Source organism: Pseudoxanthomonas sp. J35, assembly GCF_000513995.1.
GTDB lineage: Bacteria > Pseudomonadota > Gammaproteobacteria > Xanthomonadales > Xanthomonadaceae > Pseudoxanthomonas.
The window spans coordinates 83,045-99,129 of sequence record NZ_AZVB01000012.1; the positions used below are offsets into that span (position 1 = coordinate 83,045).

At 71.3% G+C, this 16,085-nt stretch carries 10 protein-coding genes, 1 pseudogene and 1 riboswitch; of the genes and pseudogenes, 6 read left to right on the plus strand and 5 right to left on the minus strand.

The genetic code is table 11. The annotated features are described in order from the left end of the window. Positions 1 to 35: 35 nt before the first annotated feature. On the plus strand, positions 36 to 1,868 hold the full coding sequence (gene glmS / locus PSEJ35_RS0109505) for a glutamine--fructose-6-phosphate transaminase (isomerizing) (protein ID WP_028917575.1): 1,833 nt from the start codon (positions 36 to 38) through the stop codon (positions 1,866 to 1,868). Here the strand turns inward: glmS and PSEJ35_RS15940 are convergent. Both PSEJ35_RS15940 and PSEJ35_RS15945 read right to left on the minus strand, forming a co-directional pair. Continuing rightward, the gene (locus tag PSEJ35_RS15940; RefSeq protein WP_232207625.1) at positions 1,753 to 3,789 is read right to left on the minus strand and encodes a pyridoxal-dependent decarboxylase; all 2,037 of its coding nucleotides are present in this window, start codon (positions 3,787 to 3,789) and stop codon (positions 1,753 to 1,755) included. The two genes, glmS and PSEJ35_RS15940, sit on opposite strands and share 116 nt — an antisense overlap. 165 nt (positions 3,790 to 3,954) lie before the next feature. Further along, positions 3,955 to 5,688 (minus strand): annotated as a pseudogene (locus PSEJ35_RS15945) (alpha/beta-hydrolase family protein). A gap of 104 nt (positions 5,689 to 5,792) precedes the next feature. Between PSEJ35_RS15945 and PSEJ35_RS0109520 the strand changes: the two are divergent. Beyond that, on the plus strand, positions 5,793 to 6,896 hold the full coding sequence (locus PSEJ35_RS0109520) for a PLP-dependent cysteine synthase family protein (RefSeq protein ID WP_028917576.1): 1,104 nt from the start codon (positions 5,793 to 5,795) through the stop codon (positions 6,894 to 6,896). 217 nt (positions 6,897 to 7,113) lie between these two features. Beyond that, a complete protein-coding gene (locus PSEJ35_RS0109525) occupies positions 7,114 to 9,141 on the plus strand; it encodes a M3 family metallopeptidase (RefSeq protein WP_037082954.1) in 2,028 nt (675 codons plus the stop codon). 208 nt (positions 9,142 to 9,349) lie between these two features. On the opposite strand, the gene fabB is transcribed toward PSEJ35_RS0109525, so the two are convergent. Beyond that, positions 9,350 to 10,564 (minus strand): beta-ketoacyl-ACP synthase I, encoded by a 1,215-nt coding sequence (fabB, locus tag PSEJ35_RS0109530; protein WP_037082956.1) that lies wholly within the window; start codon positions 10,562 to 10,564, stop codon positions 9,350 to 9,352. 1 nt (position 10,565) lies between these two features. Next, positions 10,566 to 11,081: a 3-hydroxyacyl-[acyl-carrier-protein] dehydratase FabA gene (gene fabA / locus PSEJ35_RS0109535; RefSeq protein WP_028917579.1), complete on the minus strand. Its 516-nt coding sequence runs from the start codon at positions 11,079 to 11,081 to the stop codon at positions 10,566 to 10,568. Positions 11,082 to 11,226: 145 nt separating this feature from the next. On the opposite strand from fabA, the gene dinB reads away from it, so the two are divergent. From dinB to gph, 3 genes are all read left to right on the plus strand, one after another. After that, positions 11,227 to 12,312 carry a DNA polymerase IV gene (dinB, locus tag PSEJ35_RS0109540; RefSeq protein ID WP_028917580.1) on the plus strand — a complete coding sequence of 362 codons (1,086 nt, stop codon included), beginning with the start codon at positions 11,227 to 11,229 and terminating at the stop codon, positions 12,310 to 12,312. Positions 12,313 to 12,412: 100 nt separating this feature from the next. Then, positions 12,413 to 12,910 carry a hypothetical protein gene (locus PSEJ35_RS0109545; RefSeq protein WP_028917581.1) on the plus strand — a complete coding sequence of 166 codons (498 nt, stop codon included), beginning with the start codon at positions 12,413 to 12,415 and terminating at the stop codon, positions 12,908 to 12,910. Positions 12,911 to 12,970: 60 nt separating this feature from the next. Continuing rightward, positions 12,971 to 13,618 (plus strand): phosphoglycolate phosphatase, encoded by a 648-nt coding sequence (gene gph, locus PSEJ35_RS0109550; protein WP_232207626.1) that lies wholly within the window; start codon positions 12,971 to 12,973, stop codon positions 13,616 to 13,618. Between the two features lie 254 nt (positions 13,619 to 13,872). Here the strand turns inward: gph and btuB are convergent, their stop codons facing one another. After that, positions 13,873 to 15,720: a TonB-dependent vitamin B12 receptor gene (btuB, locus tag PSEJ35_RS0109555; protein ID WP_028917583.1), complete on the minus strand. Its 1,848-nt coding sequence runs from the start codon at positions 15,718 to 15,720 to the stop codon at positions 13,873 to 13,875. 119 nt (positions 15,721 to 15,839) lie between these two features. After that, a riboswitch (cobalamin riboswitch) is annotated at positions 15,840 to 16,071 on the minus strand. Positions 16,072 to 16,085 lie beyond the last annotated feature (14 nt).

A 16,085-nucleotide genomic window follows, 5' to 3' on the forward strand; every position in this document is an offset into this window, starting at 1 on the left:
GTAGAATCCTCGGCCTGTTCCGGTAGGAAGACCCTATGTGCGGCATTGTCGGCGCGATCGCGGATCGCGATGTGGTTCCGGTCCTGGTCGAGGGCCTCAAGCGCCTGGAATACCGCGGCTATGACTCGTCGGGCATAGCCATCGTCGGCACCGCCGGCGTGCGCCGCGTGCGCCGCACCGGCCGCGTGGCCGAGATGGAGCAGGCCGCTGCCGCGGAGGGCTTCCAAGGCGTACTCGGCATCGGCCACACCCGCTGGGCCACGCACGGCGGCGTGACCGAGGCCAACGCCCACCCGCACATCAGCCACGGCGACCTGGCCCTGGTCCACAACGGCATCATCGAGAACCACGAGGAGCAGCGCGAGCGCCTGCGCGCGCTGGGCTACCAGTTCGAGTCGCAGACCGACACCGAGGTCATCGCCCACCTGATCCACCACCACATGGCCGGCAGCCGCGACCTGCTGGCCGCCTTGCAGGCGACGGTGAAGGAACTGACCGGGGCCTACGCGCTGGCGGTGCTCAGCCGCTCCGAGCCGGACCGCCTGGTCGGCGCACGCATGGGCTGCCCGCTGCTGGTCGGCCTGGGCGAAGGCGAGAACTTCCTCGCCTCGGACGTCTCGGCGATCGTCTCGGCGACGCGCCGGGTGATCTTCCTCGAGGAAGGCGACACCGTCGATGTGACCCGTGCAGGCGTGCGCGTGTTCGACCAGGACGATCGCCAGGTGCAGCGTGATGTGCACGTTTCCGACGTGTCGCTGGCTTCGCTGGAGCTGGGTCCTTACCGGCACTTCATGCAGAAGGAGATCCACGAGCAGCCGCGCGCGCTGGGCGACACCATCGAGGCGGTGATCGACGCGGGCAGCTTCGAGCCGACCCTGTTCGGCGCCAACGCCGAGGCGGTACTGCGCGAGGTGACCGGCGTGCAGATCCTGGCCTGCGGCACCAGCTACTACGCCGGCCTGACCGCGCGCTACTGGATCGAGGCCATCGCCGGCCTGCCGTGCAGCGTGGAGATCGCCAGCGAGTACCGCTATCGCGAGGCCTACGCCGACCCGCGCACGCTCATCGTCACCATCTCCCAGTCCGGCGAGACCCTGGACACGATGGAGGCGCTCAAGTACGCCAGGTCGCTCGGCCACCTGCACACCCTGTCGATCTGCAACGTGCCGGAGAGCGCGATACCGCGCGCCAGCGAGCTGGTCTGCTACACCCGCGCCGGCGCCGAGATCGGCGTGGCCTCGACCAAGGCCTTCACCACCCAGCTGGCGGCGCTGTTCCAGCTGACCGTGGTGCTGGGCAAGCTGCACGGCAAGGTGGGCGCCGAACAGGAGGCGGACTACCTCGAGCAGCTGCGCATGCTGCCGGGCAGCGTGCAGCACGCGCTGAACCTGGAGCCGCAGATCCAGGTCTGGGCCGAGCGCTTCGCCGCCAAGGAGAATGCGCTGTTCCTCGGTCGCGGCCTGCACTACCCGATCGCGCTGGAAGGCGCGCTCAAGCTCAAGGAAATCTCCTACATCCACGCCGAGGCCTACCCGGCCGGCGAGCTCAAGCACGGGCCGCTGGCGCTGGTGGATGCATCGATGCCGGTGGTGGTGATCGCGCCGAACGACCGGCTTCTGGAGAAGGTGAAGTCGAACATGCAGGAGGTGCGCGCCCGCGGCGGCGAGCTGTTCGTGTTCGCCGACCAGGACAGCCACTTCAGCGAGTCCGAGGGCGTCCACGTGATCCGCACCCCGCGCCACGCCGGCGTGCTCAGCCCGGTGATCCACACCATCCCGGTGCAGCTGCTGGCCTACCACACCGCCCTGGCCCGCGGCACCGACGTGGACAAGCCGCGCAACCTGGCCAAGTCGGTGACGGTGGAGTAAGCCCGGCGGCAGGCGCGCGGGCCTGCTGCCCGTTGCGCGCTGCATGCGACGCCGCCTTTACGGCGCTGTCCTGTCCCGCAGCAGGGTGCCCAGGTACTCGAAGTACAGGTCGATGTAGCTGATCCCGTTCTCGTGGTCGACCAGGTACGGGTTCATCAGGGTGTGGCGCAGTGGCCGGGTCGATGCCAAGCGCGTCGAGGATGCGGTGCAGCTCCGCCCCGCCGACCATCGCGCGCTGCAGCGTCGTGATCGAGGAAAAGAACTGCTTGACCTGCAGCGGCCGGTGCGGGTCGCAGCGCAGTTCGTCGTAGAGGCGGCGGATGAAGGCGTTGGCGGCGGCCAGGTCGCGGTTGCCGTGCGGGTTGAGCGCCAGGCCGACCAGGTTGCTGTCGGGCGGGAACGGCACGGTCGCGGCCACCACGCCGCGCATTTCGTCCGCGAAGCGCTGCGCGCGTTCCTGGAAGGCCTCGGCGGCCAGCACCGTCTGCCGCGGCATCAGGCCGAAGTTGGCGTGGTCCAGCGGCAGCACGCGGTGGGTGACGTACACCGCCGCGGCCGCGGCACCGGCCTTGGAACCTTCCGGGATGAACTGGCCGAGCTGGCGGTAGCGGGTCATGTAGTCCTGGCCATCGCCGTCCTTGAACACATAGTCGGCCTGTTCGGCCAGCAGCGCGGTGGCGCGATGGTCGCGGCAGACGAAGGCGCCGGTGCCGTAGGGCAGGTAGCCGAGCTTGTGCGGGTCCACCGTCACCGAATCGGTCCGCGCCAGCGCGGCGAACGCGGCATGGACTTCCGGCTGCGGGAACGCGCGGTACTCGCCGCGGATTTCCTCCAGCCCGCGCAGGCTGCCGTCCGGGTTGCGGAACAGGGTGGCCAGGTAACCGCCCCAGGCCGCGTCGACGTGGATGCCGAAGCCCAGTCCGCGCGCGGTCATGTCACGGCGCGCTTGCACGATCGCATCGACCGGATCGATGGTGCCGTACTCGGTGCTGCCCAGCACCGCCACCACCATCAGCACCGGCTGGCGTTCGCGCTCGCATTGCTCCAGCGCCTCGCGCAGGGCCGCCGCGTCCATGCGCATGCCGCGGGTCGCCACCAGGCGCAGCTGCGCCCGCCCCAGGCCGAGCATCTTCAGGCCCTTGCTCCACGAGTAGTGCGCGGTCACCGGCACCAGCACCTGCGGCACCTTCAGGTCGGGGTGGCGCGAGAAGAACCCGAACATCCCCAGCGTCTCCAGACGTTGCTCCTGGAACCGCGCGCGCCAGCGGCGGCGTTCGCCTTCGCCCAGCGTGGCCAGGCAGTCCTGCCAGCGCACCAGCAGGGCGATCGCCTCGTCCGGCGCCAGGTTGAACGCCTGCCAGTCGTCCTCGGGCACGCCGATGTCGGGCACGCCCGCTGCGCGCAGGGCCACCGGGAAGGCCTTCAGCGCCAGCGCCATCCGCAGTGCCTGGTAGTTGGCCAGGGTGCCGCCGGAGGTGAGGTGGCCGAAGGCGCAGTCCGGGCGCGAAGGATCGCTGGGATAGCCGAACATGCGCGCCAGCTGCAGGCCGGCGAGCACTTCCAGCTGCACGGTGATCGGCGCGGCATCCTCGCTGACGTTGTTCGGGTTGTAGGGCAGGGCGAGGATCTGCGCGGCCAGGCCGGGCAGCAGCAGGTCCGAGGCCATGTGGCCGATGTAGCGCGGGCTGTGGAACGGCACCGACTGCTTGAGCGCGGCGGAGAGCTGGTGCAGCTCGCGGCGCATCCGCGCCGCCAGCGCCAGGTATTCCGGGTGCTGCGCGGCGGAGGTGGGGATCGCCGGCGGATCCTCGGGATGGAAGTTGCGGCGCCAGTGCACATGGTCGCGCAGGAACTCCACCACCAGCTTCTCCAGCAGGGTGTCGTTCTCGCCGTAGGGACCGAGGAAGCAGGCGTCGAGCATGCGCTGGCCTGGTTCCGGGGCATGCGCCGGGGCAGGGAAGGGATACGGGGAGGGCAGGGTATTCGGCATGCGGCAAGCCTACGGAGGCCGCGCCGCGTGCCCCTGATCTGGATCAATCCGGGTGCAGATCGGCCGCGCGGCAGTCGTGAGCGCGTCGCCGCGCCCTCAGCCGTCCGCGGTTTCGTCGCTGGCCTTGGCCAGTTCCTCGGCGCGGCGCTGGTCCAGGTGGCGCCGCAGCCGGGCCAGGTCGTCCGGATTCCAGTCGTCGATGCCGGTCGCTTCCACCCAGGCGGCGATGTAGTGCGAGGGCGCATAGACGTGGCCGAAGCCCATCGGCGCGCTCATCGACAGCGAGGTGTCCAGCGCCATCTGCAGCATCGTCACCACCGGATACCAGCGCATCGACGGCGAAACGTCCGGCGGCCGCGGGTCCTGCAGCAGCACGGGTTCGCGGAAGAAGCCGTGGCGGTCGAAGAAGGTGACCGCGTCGCTGCCGTACTGCAGGTAGACCACGCGCATCGGCCCCCACGGCGTGCCCGGCGGAGCGGCGCTGCCGTGCTGGTTCATGAAGCGCACGAAGCCGTCGTCGCCGAAGCGTGGCAGCCATACCGGCGTGCCGGGCGTGCGTGCGCGGGTGACCGCGGCCCAGCGGCTGGCGGCGAAGGGCGGGCCGCTCTATACCGCGCCGTCGAACGGCTCCTCCAGCAGCTCGAACAGTTCGAACGAGCGCTCCGAGTTGAGCGCACCCAGGCTCAGGCCGTGCAGGAACAGCTTCGGGCGCTGCCCGCGCGGCAGCGTGCGCCAGTGTGCGTAGACCTCGCGGAACAGGGCGTGCGCGGTCTCGCCGCCGGTGTCCGGGTCCAGCAACAGCGTCAGCGGGCTGGACAGGTAGGAGTACTGCACGGCCACGCTGGCCACGTCGCCGCGGTAGAGGTATTCGAGGCCATCGATGCCGGCCGGATCGACCCAGCCGGTGCCGGTCGGGGTGATCACCACCAGCGCCTTGCGCTCGAAGCCGCCGACGCGCTCCAGCTCTGCCAGCGCCAGCCGCGCGCGCTGCGCCGGCGTGTCTCCGGCGGGCAGGCCGGCATAGACGCGCAGCGGCGCCCTGGCGCCGGGGCCGACGAAGGCGGCGAGGTCTGCGGCGGTGGGCCGCGCCGAGACGTAGCGCCGGCCCATCCGGTCCAGTTCGTTCCAGGCTACCAGCGACTGCGCGCTGCCGGGGCTGTCCCAGGCGGTGGGCGGCGGCATGTCCGGCGGGATCAGCGCGTCGGCCTGGCGGTAGGAGGCGTCGAGCATGTCCAGCACCGAGCGCAGCACCACGCCGTCGACCAGCCCGGCCAGCAGCAGCACGCCGGCGACGAAGCCGACCACATTGGCGATGCGCCGCGGGATGCGGCGGGCGACCAGGCGCATCACCGCGTGCACCAGCATCAGCGCCACGCGTCCGAGCAGCACGGCCAGCACCGCCACGACCAGCGCGCCGGCGGCCACGCCCAGGCCGCGCAAGGGCCCGGCCGGCTCCAGCTGCATCAGCGCGCGGACGATGTTCTCCCAGTGCTGGCTGCGCCACAGGGCCAGCATCGCGACCACGGCGCACACGGCCAGCACCACGCGCCGGCCGCGGCCGGCGGCGGGCAGCGGCAGTTGCAGGTATTCCCACAGCCAGCGCAGCAGCACGCCCAGGCCGTAGCCGGCGGCCAGGCACAGGCCGGAGAGCACGGCCTGGGCGGCGACGACGCGGGGGGTGAGGCTGGGGGTGAGCGAGGCGGCGAAGAACAGCGTGCCCAGGACCAGGCCGGTGCTGCCGATCCGCGCGCCCAGGCGGGCACGGACATGGCCACCGGCGGCGGCCAGGTGCGGGCAGAGCGTGCGGCGTGCGGTACGGGCGGTCCCCATCCTCGCGGCTCCCGGGTCCGCGCGGCGGGCCCTGCGCCGGACTATAGCGCCGCCGCCAGCGCCGGGGCCGGTAGAATCCACGCATACCGTCCACCACCATTCCAATGTCCCAGCGCGACTGGGTGGCCGCCGCCATCCGCAAGATCGAGGCCGACTTCAACCGATCGGCCGACACCCACCTGATCCCGCTGCCGCTGCCCGGCTATCCGGGCATCGACGTCTACCTGAAGGACGAATCCAGCCATCCGACCGGCAGCCTCAAGCACCGGCTGGCGCGCTCGCTGTTCCTGTACGCGCTGGCCAACGGCTGGCTGCGCGAGGGCAGCACGGTGGTGGAGGCGTCCAGCGGTTCGACCGCGGTGTCGGAGGCGTACTTCGCGCGGCTGCTGGGCCTGCCGTTCATCGCGGTGATCCCGGCCTCGACCTCGCCGGAGAAGATCGCGGCGATCGAGTTCCAGGGCGGGCGCTGCCACCTGGTCGACAGCCCGTGCACGATCAACGAGGTGTCGGCGCAGCTGGCGCGCGAGACCGGCGGCCATTTCATGGACCAGTTCACCTACGCCGAACGGGCCACGGACTGGCGCGCGAACAACAACATCGCCGAGTCGATCTTCAAGCAGATGGCCGAGGAACCGCATCCGGTGCCGGAGTGGATCGTGTGCGGGCCGGGCACCGGCGGCACCAGCGCGACGCTGGGCCGTTACGTGCGCTATCGCCGGCACGCGACGCGGGTGCTGTGCGCGGATCCGGAAGTGTCGGTGTTCTACGACTACTACCTGGCCGCGCTGGCGGGGCAGGGCGATACGGAACCTGCGATCCAGGGCGGCTCGCGGATCGAAGGCATCGGCCGGCCGCGGGTGGAGCGCAGCTTCATTCCGTCCTGCGTGGACGCGATGGTGAAGGTGCCCGATGCGCTGAGCCTGGCAGCGATGCGCCATGTCAGCGCGGTGCTGGGCCGCCGCGTCGGTGGCTCGACCGGCACCAACTTCGTCGGCGTGCTGCGCGTGGCGCAGGCGATGCGCGAGGCGGGGCGCTCCGGTTCGATCGTCAGCATCCTCTGCGACAGCGGCGAGCGCTACGCGCACAGCTACTACGACCCGGCGTGGTACGCGCGCCAGGGCATCGACGTGGAAGGCGCGGACCGGGCGATCGCCGACGCGGTCGCCGGCGGAACGCTGGAGGGACTTCAGGCCTGCGGGGAGCTGTAAGCCAGCCCATCCGGCTGGCGGTCGCATCCCTGTAGAGCGGGGCTTGCCCCGCTGCTGTTGCGGGACGCTGGCATCCCGGGCGTGGGGTTCGGGCGGGCCCGGCGCTACCTGGGGCGTTGCGACCTTTCCGGCGCCGGTCCGCACCGTTGCGCGGGTTGATTTCACGGCGCGGTGGGCACATCTATTCATGCGACTCCCCCACGAACCGATACCTCCCATGCAGGACAACCCGCTGCTCGATTTCTCTGGCCTGCCGCGTTTCGATGCGATCCGGCCCGACCACGTGGGACCGGCGATCGACGAACTGCTGGCCCGGGCCGAGGTGGCGGTGAAGCACGCCGAAACCGTCTCGCCGGTCACCTGGGAGAGCTTCGTGACGCCGCTGGAGGATGCCACCGAGCGGTTGTGGCGGGCCTGGGGCCAGGTCGGGCACCTGCAGGCGGTGGTGAACACGCCGGAGCTGCGCGAGGCGTACAACGCCAACCTGCCGAAGGTGACGCGCTTCGCCTCGTCGCTGGGGCAGAACCTGGCGCTGTATTCGCAGTACAAGGCCCTGTCGGAGTCGCCGGAGTACGCGGGTTACGACGCGGTGCGGCGCAAGGTGGTGGAGAACGCGCTGCGCGATTTCCGCCTGGGCGGCGCCGAGCTGGCCGACGAGGCCAAGGCGCGCTTCTCGGCGGTACAGGAGGAGCTGGCGGCGCTGTCGGCGAAGTTCTCGCAGAACGTGCTCGATGCGACCGATGCGTTCGCGCTGTATGTCGAGGACGAGGCGCGCCTGGCCGGCCTGCCGGCCGAAGTGGTCGCCGCGGCCCGCGCCGCCGCGGAAAAGGACGGCAAGGCCGGCTGGAAGCTCACCCTGCAGATGCCGTGCTACCTGCCGGTGCAGACCTATGCCGAGGACCGCGCGCTGCGCGAGGCGCTGTACCGCGCGCACGGACTGCGCGCCTCGGAGGCCGGTCCGGCGGAGCTGGACAACAGCGGCAACATCGACCGGATCCTTGCGCTGCGCGCGGAACTGGCCTCCCTGCTGGGCTTCGCCAGTTACGCCGAGTACTCGCTGGCCACCAAGATGGCGCAGTCGCCGGCCGAGGTGCTGGGGTTCCTGCGCGACCTGGCCGGCCGCGCCCTGCCGTTCGCGCGCCGCGACCGCGCCGAACTGGAGGAGTTCGCCCGCGAACAGCTGGGCCTCGCCCACCTGCAGCCCTGGGACCTGGCCTACGCCAGCGACAAGCTGCGCCAGGCGCGCTACAGCTATTCGGAGCAGGAGGTGAAGCGCTACTTCACCGAGCCGAAGGTGCTGGCCGGCCTGTTCGGCGTGATCGAGTCGCTGTACCAGGTGAAGGTGAAGCCGGACAGCGCGCCGGCGTGGCACGAGGACGTGCGCTTCTACCGCGTGGAGAACGCGGACGGACGCCTGCTGGGCCAGTTCTACCTGGACCTGTATGCGCGCGAGGGCAAGCGCGGTGGCGCGTGGATGGACGACTGCCGCAACCGCCGCGTGCGCGGCGGCGCCGAGCAGACCCCGATCGTCTACCTGGTGTGCAACTTCGGCAAGGGCGTGGACGGCAAGCCGGCGACCTTCAGCCACAACGAGGTCACCACCCTGTTCCACGAGATGGGCCACGGCCTGCACCAGCTGCTGACCGCCATCGGCGAGCTGCCGGTGGCCGGCATCAACGGCGTGGAGTGGGACGCGGTGGAGCTGCCCAGCCAGTTCATGGAGAACTTCTGCTGGGAGTGGGAACGGGTCCGGGCGATGACCGCGCACGTGGACACCGGCGAACCGCTGCCGCGCGAACTGTTCGAGCGGATGCTGGCGGCGAAGAACTTCCAGAGCGGCATGTTCACCGTGCGTCAGCTGGAATTCGCGCTGTTCGACATGGAGCTGCACAGCCGGTTCGATCCGGCCGGTGACAGCGTGATGGCGCTGCTGGAGCGGGTGCGCGACGAGGTGGCGGTCAACCGCCCGCCGGCATGGCACCGGTTCCCGCACCAGTTCAGCCACATCTTCGCCGGCGGCTATGCGGCCGGGTACTACAGCTACAAATGGGCCGAGGTGCTCAGCGCCGACGCCTACGCCGCGTTCGAGGAGGCACCGGACCAGCTGGCCGAAACCGGCGCGCGTTTCCTCGCCGAAGTACTCTCGCGCGGCGGCAGCCGCAGCGCCCTGGAGAACTTCAAGGCCTTCCGCGGCCGCGAGCCGAGCATCGACGCGCTGCTGCGCCACAGCGGCATGGCGGCGTGAGCTTCCCCGCCCCGGTGCGGGGCAGGCCGTAGCCCGGACAAGGCCGCAGGCCGCATCCGGGGAACGCCGCACACCAGCCGTCGGGCCAGGACGCTCGGCACGCCGGGAACCCGGGTGCGCTTCGCTTACCCGGGCTACGGTACGTGGGGAGGGCGCATGACAAAGACCGGCCGGAGCCGGGCTTTTCATGGCGCTGCCGGGGCAGGCCTCAGGCCCGCGCAAACACCAGCGTCGCGTTGGTGCCGCCGAAGCCGAAGCTGTTCGACATCACCAGGTCCAGGTGGGCGTCGCGGCTTTCGCGCGCGATCGGGAAGCCCTCGGCGCGCTCGTCCAGCTTCTCGATGTTGGCCGAGCCGGCGATGAAGCCGTCGCGCATCATCAGCAGGCTGTAGATCGCCTCGTGCACGCTCGCCGCGCCCAGCGAGTGGCCGGACAGCGACTTGGTCGAGGAGATCGGCGGCATGTCGTCGCCGAACACCTCGCGCACCGCCTGCAGCTCGGTGATGTCGCCCAGCGGGGTCGAGGTGCCGTGGGTGCTGAGGTAGTCGACCTTGCGGTGCTCCAGGCCCTGCAGGGCCATGCGCATGCAGCGCACCGCGCCTTCGCCCGAGGGCGCGACCATGTCGGCACCGTCGGAGGTCACGCCGTAGCCCACCAGCTCGGCGTGGATGCGCGCGCCGCGGGCGATGGCGTGGTCCCAGTCCTCCAGCACCAGCATGCCGCCGCCGCCGGCGATGACGAAGCCGTCGCGGTCGGCGTCGTACGGACGCGAGGCCTTCTCCGGGGTCTCGTTGAACGAGGACGACAGCGCGCCCATGGCGTCGAACATCACGCTCATGGTCCAGTGCAGGTCCTCGCCACCGCCGGCGAAGACGATGTCCTGCGCACCGTGGCGGATCAGGTCGGCGGCCGCGCCGATGCAGTGCGCGGAGGTCGCGCAGGCGGCGCTGATCGAGTAGCTCAGGCCCTTGATCCTGAACGCGGTGGCCAGGTTGGCCGACACGGTCGAGCACATCGTGCGCGGGACCATGTACGGACCGACCTTGCGCACGCCCTTCTCGCGTAGCAGGTCGGCGGTTTCCACCTGCCAGTGGCTGGAGCCGCCGCCGGAGCCGGCGACCAGGCCGGTGCGCGGGTTGCTGACCTGCGCCTCGTCCAGGCCGGCGTCGGCGATCGCGTCGCGCATCGAGATGTAACTGTAGGCCGCCGCGTCGCTCATGAAGCGCTTGAGCTTGCGGTCGATGACGGCGTCCAGGTCCAGGTCGACCGCGCCGCCGACCTGGCTGCGCAGGCCGCGCTCGGCGGCCTCGGGCAGGTGGCGGATGCCGGAACGGCCTTCGCGCAGCGAGGCGGAGACGGTGTCGAGGTCGTTGCCCAGGCAGGAAGCGATGCCCATGCCGGTGATGGCGATGCGGCGTGCCATGTCAGAAATCCTCGGTGGAGGTGAACAGGCCGACGCGCAGGTCCTTGGCGGTGTAGATCTCGCGGCCGTCGACCAGCATGCGGGCGTCGCCCTGGGCCATCACCAGCTTGCGGTTGATGACGCGGCTGATGTCCACCTCGTAGGTGACCAGCCTGGCCTTCGGCAGCACCTGGCCGAAGAACTTGACCTCGCCGGCGCCGAGGGCGCGGCCGCGGCCGGGCGCGCCCAGCCAGGTCAGGAAGAAGCCGACCAGCTGCCACATCGCGTCCAGGCCCAGGCAGCCGGGCATCACCGGGTCGCCGATGAAGTGGCACTTGAAGAACCACAGGTCGGGATGGATGTCGAGTTCGGCGCGGATGAAGCCCTTGCCGTACTTGCCGCCGTCCTCGTTGATCTCGACGATGCGGTCGAACATCAGCATCGGGTCGGCCGGCAGGCGGGCGTCGCCGGTGGCAAACAGTTCACCGCGACCGCTGGCTTCCAGCTGCTCGCGGGTGAACGAAGAAGCGCGGTTCATGCGGGGTCCGGACCGGAAAAGCATTGGATTTTGCCCGTCAAATGCCGTTTCAATCAAATGTTGGGCCCGTACGCGCCCGTCTGTCCCCGGGTCAGGGCCAGGTGGCAGGGGTTCCCGCGCCGGCCCGGCGGCACAATAGGCGGGCATGCAGCCTGCGACCCCGCCCCGTCCGCGCAAGATCATCCACGTGGACATGGACGCGTTCTACGCGTCGGTGGAACAGCGTGACGACCCCGCATTGCGCGGCCGGCCGGTGGTGGTGGCCTGGCGCGGGGCCCGCTCGGTGGTCTGCGCGGCCTCCTACGAAGCCCGCCGGTTCGGCGTCCGTTCGGCCATGCCGGCCCTGCGCGCCGAGCGGCTGTGCCCGGACGCGGTGTTCGTGCCGCCGGACTTCTCCCGCTACAAGGCCGTGTCCCGGCAGATCCGCGAGATCTTCCTGTCGCATACCCCGCTGGTGGAGCCGCTGTCGCTGGACGAGGCCTACCTGGACGTGACCGATTCGCCCACCTGCGGCGGCATCGCCACCGAGATCGCCCACACCATCCGTGCGCAGATCCGCGAGGCCACCTCGCTGACCGCCTCGGCCGGGATCGCGCCGAACAAGTTCCTGGCCAAGATCGCCTCGGACTGGCGCAAGCCGGACGGGCAGTTCGTGGTGCCGCCGTCGCGGGTGGAGCAGTTCCTGACCCCGTTGCCGGTGAACCGCGTGCCGGGTGTCGGCAAGGTGATGGAGGCGAAGCTGGCCGCGCTGGGCGTAAAGACCGTGGGCCAGCTGCGCGAACTGCCGCTGGAGCGGCTGGAGGCGCTGTTCGGCAGCTTCGGCCACAGCCTGTACCGGCGCGCCCGCGGCATCGACGAGCGGGCGGTGACGCCGGACCAGCCGGTGCAGCAGGTCTCGGCCGAGGACACCTTCGAGCGCGACCTGCGCCTGGGCGAGTTCGACGAGGCGATCCGTGCCCTGGCGGAGAAGGTCTGGAACAGCGGCCGCCGGACCGGCCGGGTCGGCCGCACCGTGGTGCTGAAGCTGAAGACCGCGCAGTTCCGGATCCTCACCCGCAGCCATACCCCGGACGTGCCGCCGGCCTCGGCGCAGGAACTGGCCGGGATCGCGCTGGCCCTGCGCGCGCGGGTGGACCTGCCGTCCTCCACGCGCTACCGGCTGGTCGGCGTGGGCCTGGGCGGCCTGTGCGATCCAGAGGACATCGCCCCGCAGGGCTCGCTGTTCTCCTGAAACCCGCCGCGCAACTGGCAGCACTCGCCGCCGGCTGCTGCCAGCACGGCTTTTCCGTTCGCGCTAGCCTCGCGGCGTGTTCCGACACGCGGAGGTTGCCATGTCGTCGATCCGCACCGGCGCGGCCGCCGAGGTCTGGCAGGGGCTGGTGCTCGATGCCTGCCGGCGCAGCGGCCAGTCGCTGGACGAAACCTGCGAGGCCTACCTGGTGTTCGCCCTGCTGCGCCACCAGCGCGACCCGCAACTGCTCGCCTACACCCAGGCGCTGGAATGGCTGGATGCGCAGGCGCAGGTGGGCAGCGCGCGCATCGACGCGCTGCAGGACGTCGGCGACCGCTGCCTGCTGATCGCCGGGCTGTTCCCGGGCTTGGCGCAGCGACGGCGGGTCAGCGTCGACTACTTCATCGAGCTGGGGCGCGGCGCCTACCGCGACGTCGCCGAAGGCGGGCGCAGCGCCACCGCGGCGCTGTTCTCGCGACTGGCGTCGGCCTACCGCGAGCTGGTGCAGGTGCTGCGCGCGGTGCGCGAGGAACCGGGGTGGGAGGGTCACGCCGGCGCCCTGGCGCGGGCACCGGCAGGCCCGGCGCGCGTCCACTAGCTGCCGGGGCCGCCCGGGCCCCGTCGCTACAATGCGCGCTTCCCCTGGATGGAGCGTGGCGTGGCGACCAAGGCGGTGCTGTTCGACCTGGATGGAACGCTGGTGGACAGCGCGAGCGACATCGCCGAGGCGCTCAACCGCACCCTCGAAGCACTGGGCCATCCGCGCGTGCCGGAAACCACGGTGCGCGGCTGGATCGGCGAAGGCGTGGGCCAGCTGGTCGCTACCGCACTGCGCCATGCAGACGACGGCCGCGCGCCCGAAGCGGTGATGGACGGCTTCATGGTCCATTACCGGCAGTGCCTGCTGCGTTCGCCTGTCCTGTACCCGGGCGTGGCCGAGGGCCTGGCGCTGCTACACGAACGTGGCGTGCCGATGGCCGTGTGCACCAACAAGCCGCAGGCGATGGTGGCTCCGCTGCTCGAGCACCTGGGCATCGCCGGCTTCTTCCGCGCCTTCACCGGCGGCGACACGCTGCCGCAGCGCAAACCCGATCCGGCGCCGCTCCTGCACCTGGCCGAGGTGCTGGGCGTGGCGGCGGGCGACTGCCTGATGGTGGGCGACTCGGCCACCGACCGCGACGCGGCCGTGGCCGCAGGCATGCCGGTGGCGCTGGTGCGCTACGGCTATCCGCGCGGCATGAACCTGGGCACCGCCGGCGCGGTCGCCGTGCTCGACGACCTGCGCCACCTGCCGGCGCTGCTCTGAGAAGCCGCACCGCGGGGCGCTGCACGTCGGCCTGCGCAGCGATCCCGACTCTCTCCTGATCTCTCTCCGGGGGAGAGCGGCTTCGTGTAGAGCGGGGCTTGCCCCGCTGCCTTTTCTACGCTGGCAGGGCCATTGGCATGGGAGTCGGGCAAGCCCGACTCTACGGGGCGTGCGGGCCCACCGCCTCGACGCGGTTGCCGGGCTGTCTCCAGCCCCTCCCGCGCCGCGCGGTGGCGCGGCCCGGGACGGTTGCCTCAGCGCGCCTTCGGCTTCCAGCGCAGGTTGATGCCTAACTCGCGGCCGGGCTGGTTGTACCAGTCCGTCAGCTCGTAGTCGTGGTCGCCGACGTTGGTCACGCGCGCCTGCACGGTCCACTCCGGGTGGAAGGCGTACTCCACGCGCAGGTCCAGCGTCGAGTAGCCGCCCACGCGCACCAGGTTGGCGGCATCGTCGTAGCGGCTGCCGGCGGTGTTGAACGTGGCGCCGAAGGCCAGCGCGCCGAAGCTGCGGTCCACATCGATGCGGCCGGTGTCGCGCGAACGGCGCGGCAGCAGCCTGCCGTGGTTCGGGCCGGCCGAGCGGTTGCGTGGATCGACGTGGCTGTACTGCGCCTGCAGGTCCCAGCCGGCGATCGAAGTCGCCACCGTCGCCTCGCCGCCACGCAGGCGCGCGGTGTCGATGTTGCCCGGCAGCGCGGTGCTGGAGTCGTAGCTGATGAGGTCGTCGACGTTGTTCTGGTACAGGTCCACGGTCCAGCGCCAGCCGTCGCCCTCGCCGGCGATGCCGAGGTTGAGGTTGCGCGATTCCTCCGGGCGCAGCGCCGGGTTGCCGTAGTACGGGTAGTACAGGTCGTTGAAGCTCGGCGCGCGGAAGCCGGTGGAGTAGCGCGCCGACAGGCGCAGGCCGCCGCCGGACTGCCAGCCCCAGCCGAGGTTGCCGGTGGTGTGGCTGCCGAACTGTTCGTTGTCGTCGCCGCGCAGGCCCAGCTGCAGCTGCTGCGCGCCGAAGCGGCCGTGGTACTCGGCGAAGGCGCCGGTGTTGTCGCGGCTGCCGGCGACGTAGGCGGTGGTGCCGGTGATGCGGTCCTGCGCCCAGTCGAGGCCTGCGACCAGCTGCTGGCCGTCGGCGAGCGCGAACTCGCCCTGCAGCGCGGCCTGCTCGCGGCGCGTCTCCAGGCTGCCGGCCAGGCCGGCGGGACTGTAATCGTCGGAGCGGTCGTCGTTGCGGCCGAGGCTGGCCTGCAGCGCCATGCGCGCGTCCGGCGCGTAACGCAGCTTGCCCGACAGCACCTGCTGCACGGTTTCCGAATAGTCCGCCCAGCTGCCGTCGTAGTGGTTGTAGCCGTCGGCGCGCAGCGCGCTGCCTTCCAGCGTCCACGCCTGGCCGAGGCGGCCGCCACCGCGCACGCTGGCCGAGCGGTTGCGGTAGCCGTCGCGGTCCGGCTGTTCGGCGAAGCAGCCGGCGCCCCAGCCGGCGGTGGTGCCATCGCAGGCGTTGATGCCGTCGGTGCGCAGCAGGGCGACGTCGGCGCCGAACCAGCCGCGTTCGCCGCCCACGCCCAGGCCGGCGCTGGCCTCGCGCAGGCCGTTGCTGCCGGCGCCGGCCATCGCGCGCGGCTGCAGGCCGTTGCGGTCGCGGCGGGTGAACACCTGGATCACGCCGCCGATCGCGTCGGCGCCGTACAGGCTCGAATGCGGCCCGCGCACGATCTCGATGCGCTCGATCTGCTCGACCGGCAGGTCCTGCAGCGCCGGCAGGCCGGCGGTGGCCGAGCCCATGCGCACGCCGTCGACCAGCACCAGCAGCTGGTTGGAACCGGCGCCGCGCAGGAACAGCGAGGTCTGCTTGCCCAGTCCTCCGGTGTTGGTGAGGTTGATGCCGGCGCGGCCGGCCAGCAGCTGCTGCAGCGAGGTGGCCTGGCTGCGCTCGATTTCGGCGCGGCCGATCACCTGCGCCGGCGAGAGGCTGTCGCGCAGCGCGATCTCGGTGCGCGTGGCGGTGACCAGCACTTCGTCCAGTTCGGTGGCCTGGTCGGCGGCGCGGGCGGGGAGGGAGGCTGCCAGCGCCAGGGCGACGGCGGTGGCGAGCGGACGGAAGATCATCGATGGCTCCATGCGTGCTTGGCGCCGCACCCGGCGCCAGGGAGGGGAGTCACGAGGGAGGACGCATGGAAGCGGACAGGCGCATGGTGGCGCCGGCACGCCGCGACGCCCTCCGCATCGCAACCTGGGTTCCGCAAGGCCGGTCTCCGGGCTCGCGACCGGGAACGCGGCGTGGCGCCGGGTTCCAGCCGCGACGCCTTCCCGTGCCTGGGCACAGTGGCGGATGTCGCGGCATTGCGTTCGCTTACCGTTGCGGGGGCAGCGCCGGCCTTGTCCTCGCGGACGCACCGGCTTCCCGTTTCAACCCGGCCGGCGGCTGCCGGCAAGGTCACCTTGCGTGCGGGAATTGTAGGCGATGGACCGGC

What these genes read in the sequence shown, in the direction of transcription:
- btuB (WP_028917583.1), bottom strand. Translation starts at nt 15,720, where the DNA reads ATGATCTTCCGTCCGCTCGCCACCGCCGTCGCCCTGGCGCTGGCAGCC.
- glmS (WP_028917575.1), top strand. Translation starts at nt 36, where the DNA reads ATGTGCGGCATTGTCGGCGCGATCGCGGATCGCGATGTGGTTCCGGTC.
- PSEJ35_RS0109520 (WP_028917576.1), top strand. Translation starts at nt 5,793, where the DNA reads ATGTCCCAGCGCGACTGGGTGGCCGCCGCCATCCGCAAGATCGAGGCC.
- fabB (WP_037082956.1), bottom strand. Translation starts at nt 10,564, where the DNA reads ATGGCACGCCGCATCGCCATCACCGGCATGGGCATCGCTTCCTGCCTG.
- dinB (WP_028917580.1), top strand. Translation starts at nt 11,227, where the DNA reads ATGCAGCCTGCGACCCCGCCCCGTCCGCGCAAGATCATCCACGTGGAC.
- PSEJ35_RS0109525 (WP_037082954.1), top strand. Translation starts at nt 7,114, where the DNA reads ATGCAGGACAACCCGCTGCTCGATTTCTCTGGCCTGCCGCGTTTCGAT.
- PSEJ35_RS15940 (WP_232207625.1), bottom strand. Translation starts at nt 3,789, where the DNA reads ATGCTCGACGCCTGCTTCCTCGGTCCCTACGGCGAGAACGACACCCTG.
- fabA (WP_028917579.1), bottom strand. Translation starts at nt 11,081, where the DNA reads ATGAACCGCGCTTCTTCGTTCACCCGCGAGCAGCTGGAAGCCAGCGGT.
- PSEJ35_RS0109545 (WP_028917581.1), top strand. Translation starts at nt 12,413, where the DNA reads ATGTCGTCGATCCGCACCGGCGCGGCCGCCGAGGTCTGGCAGGGGCTG.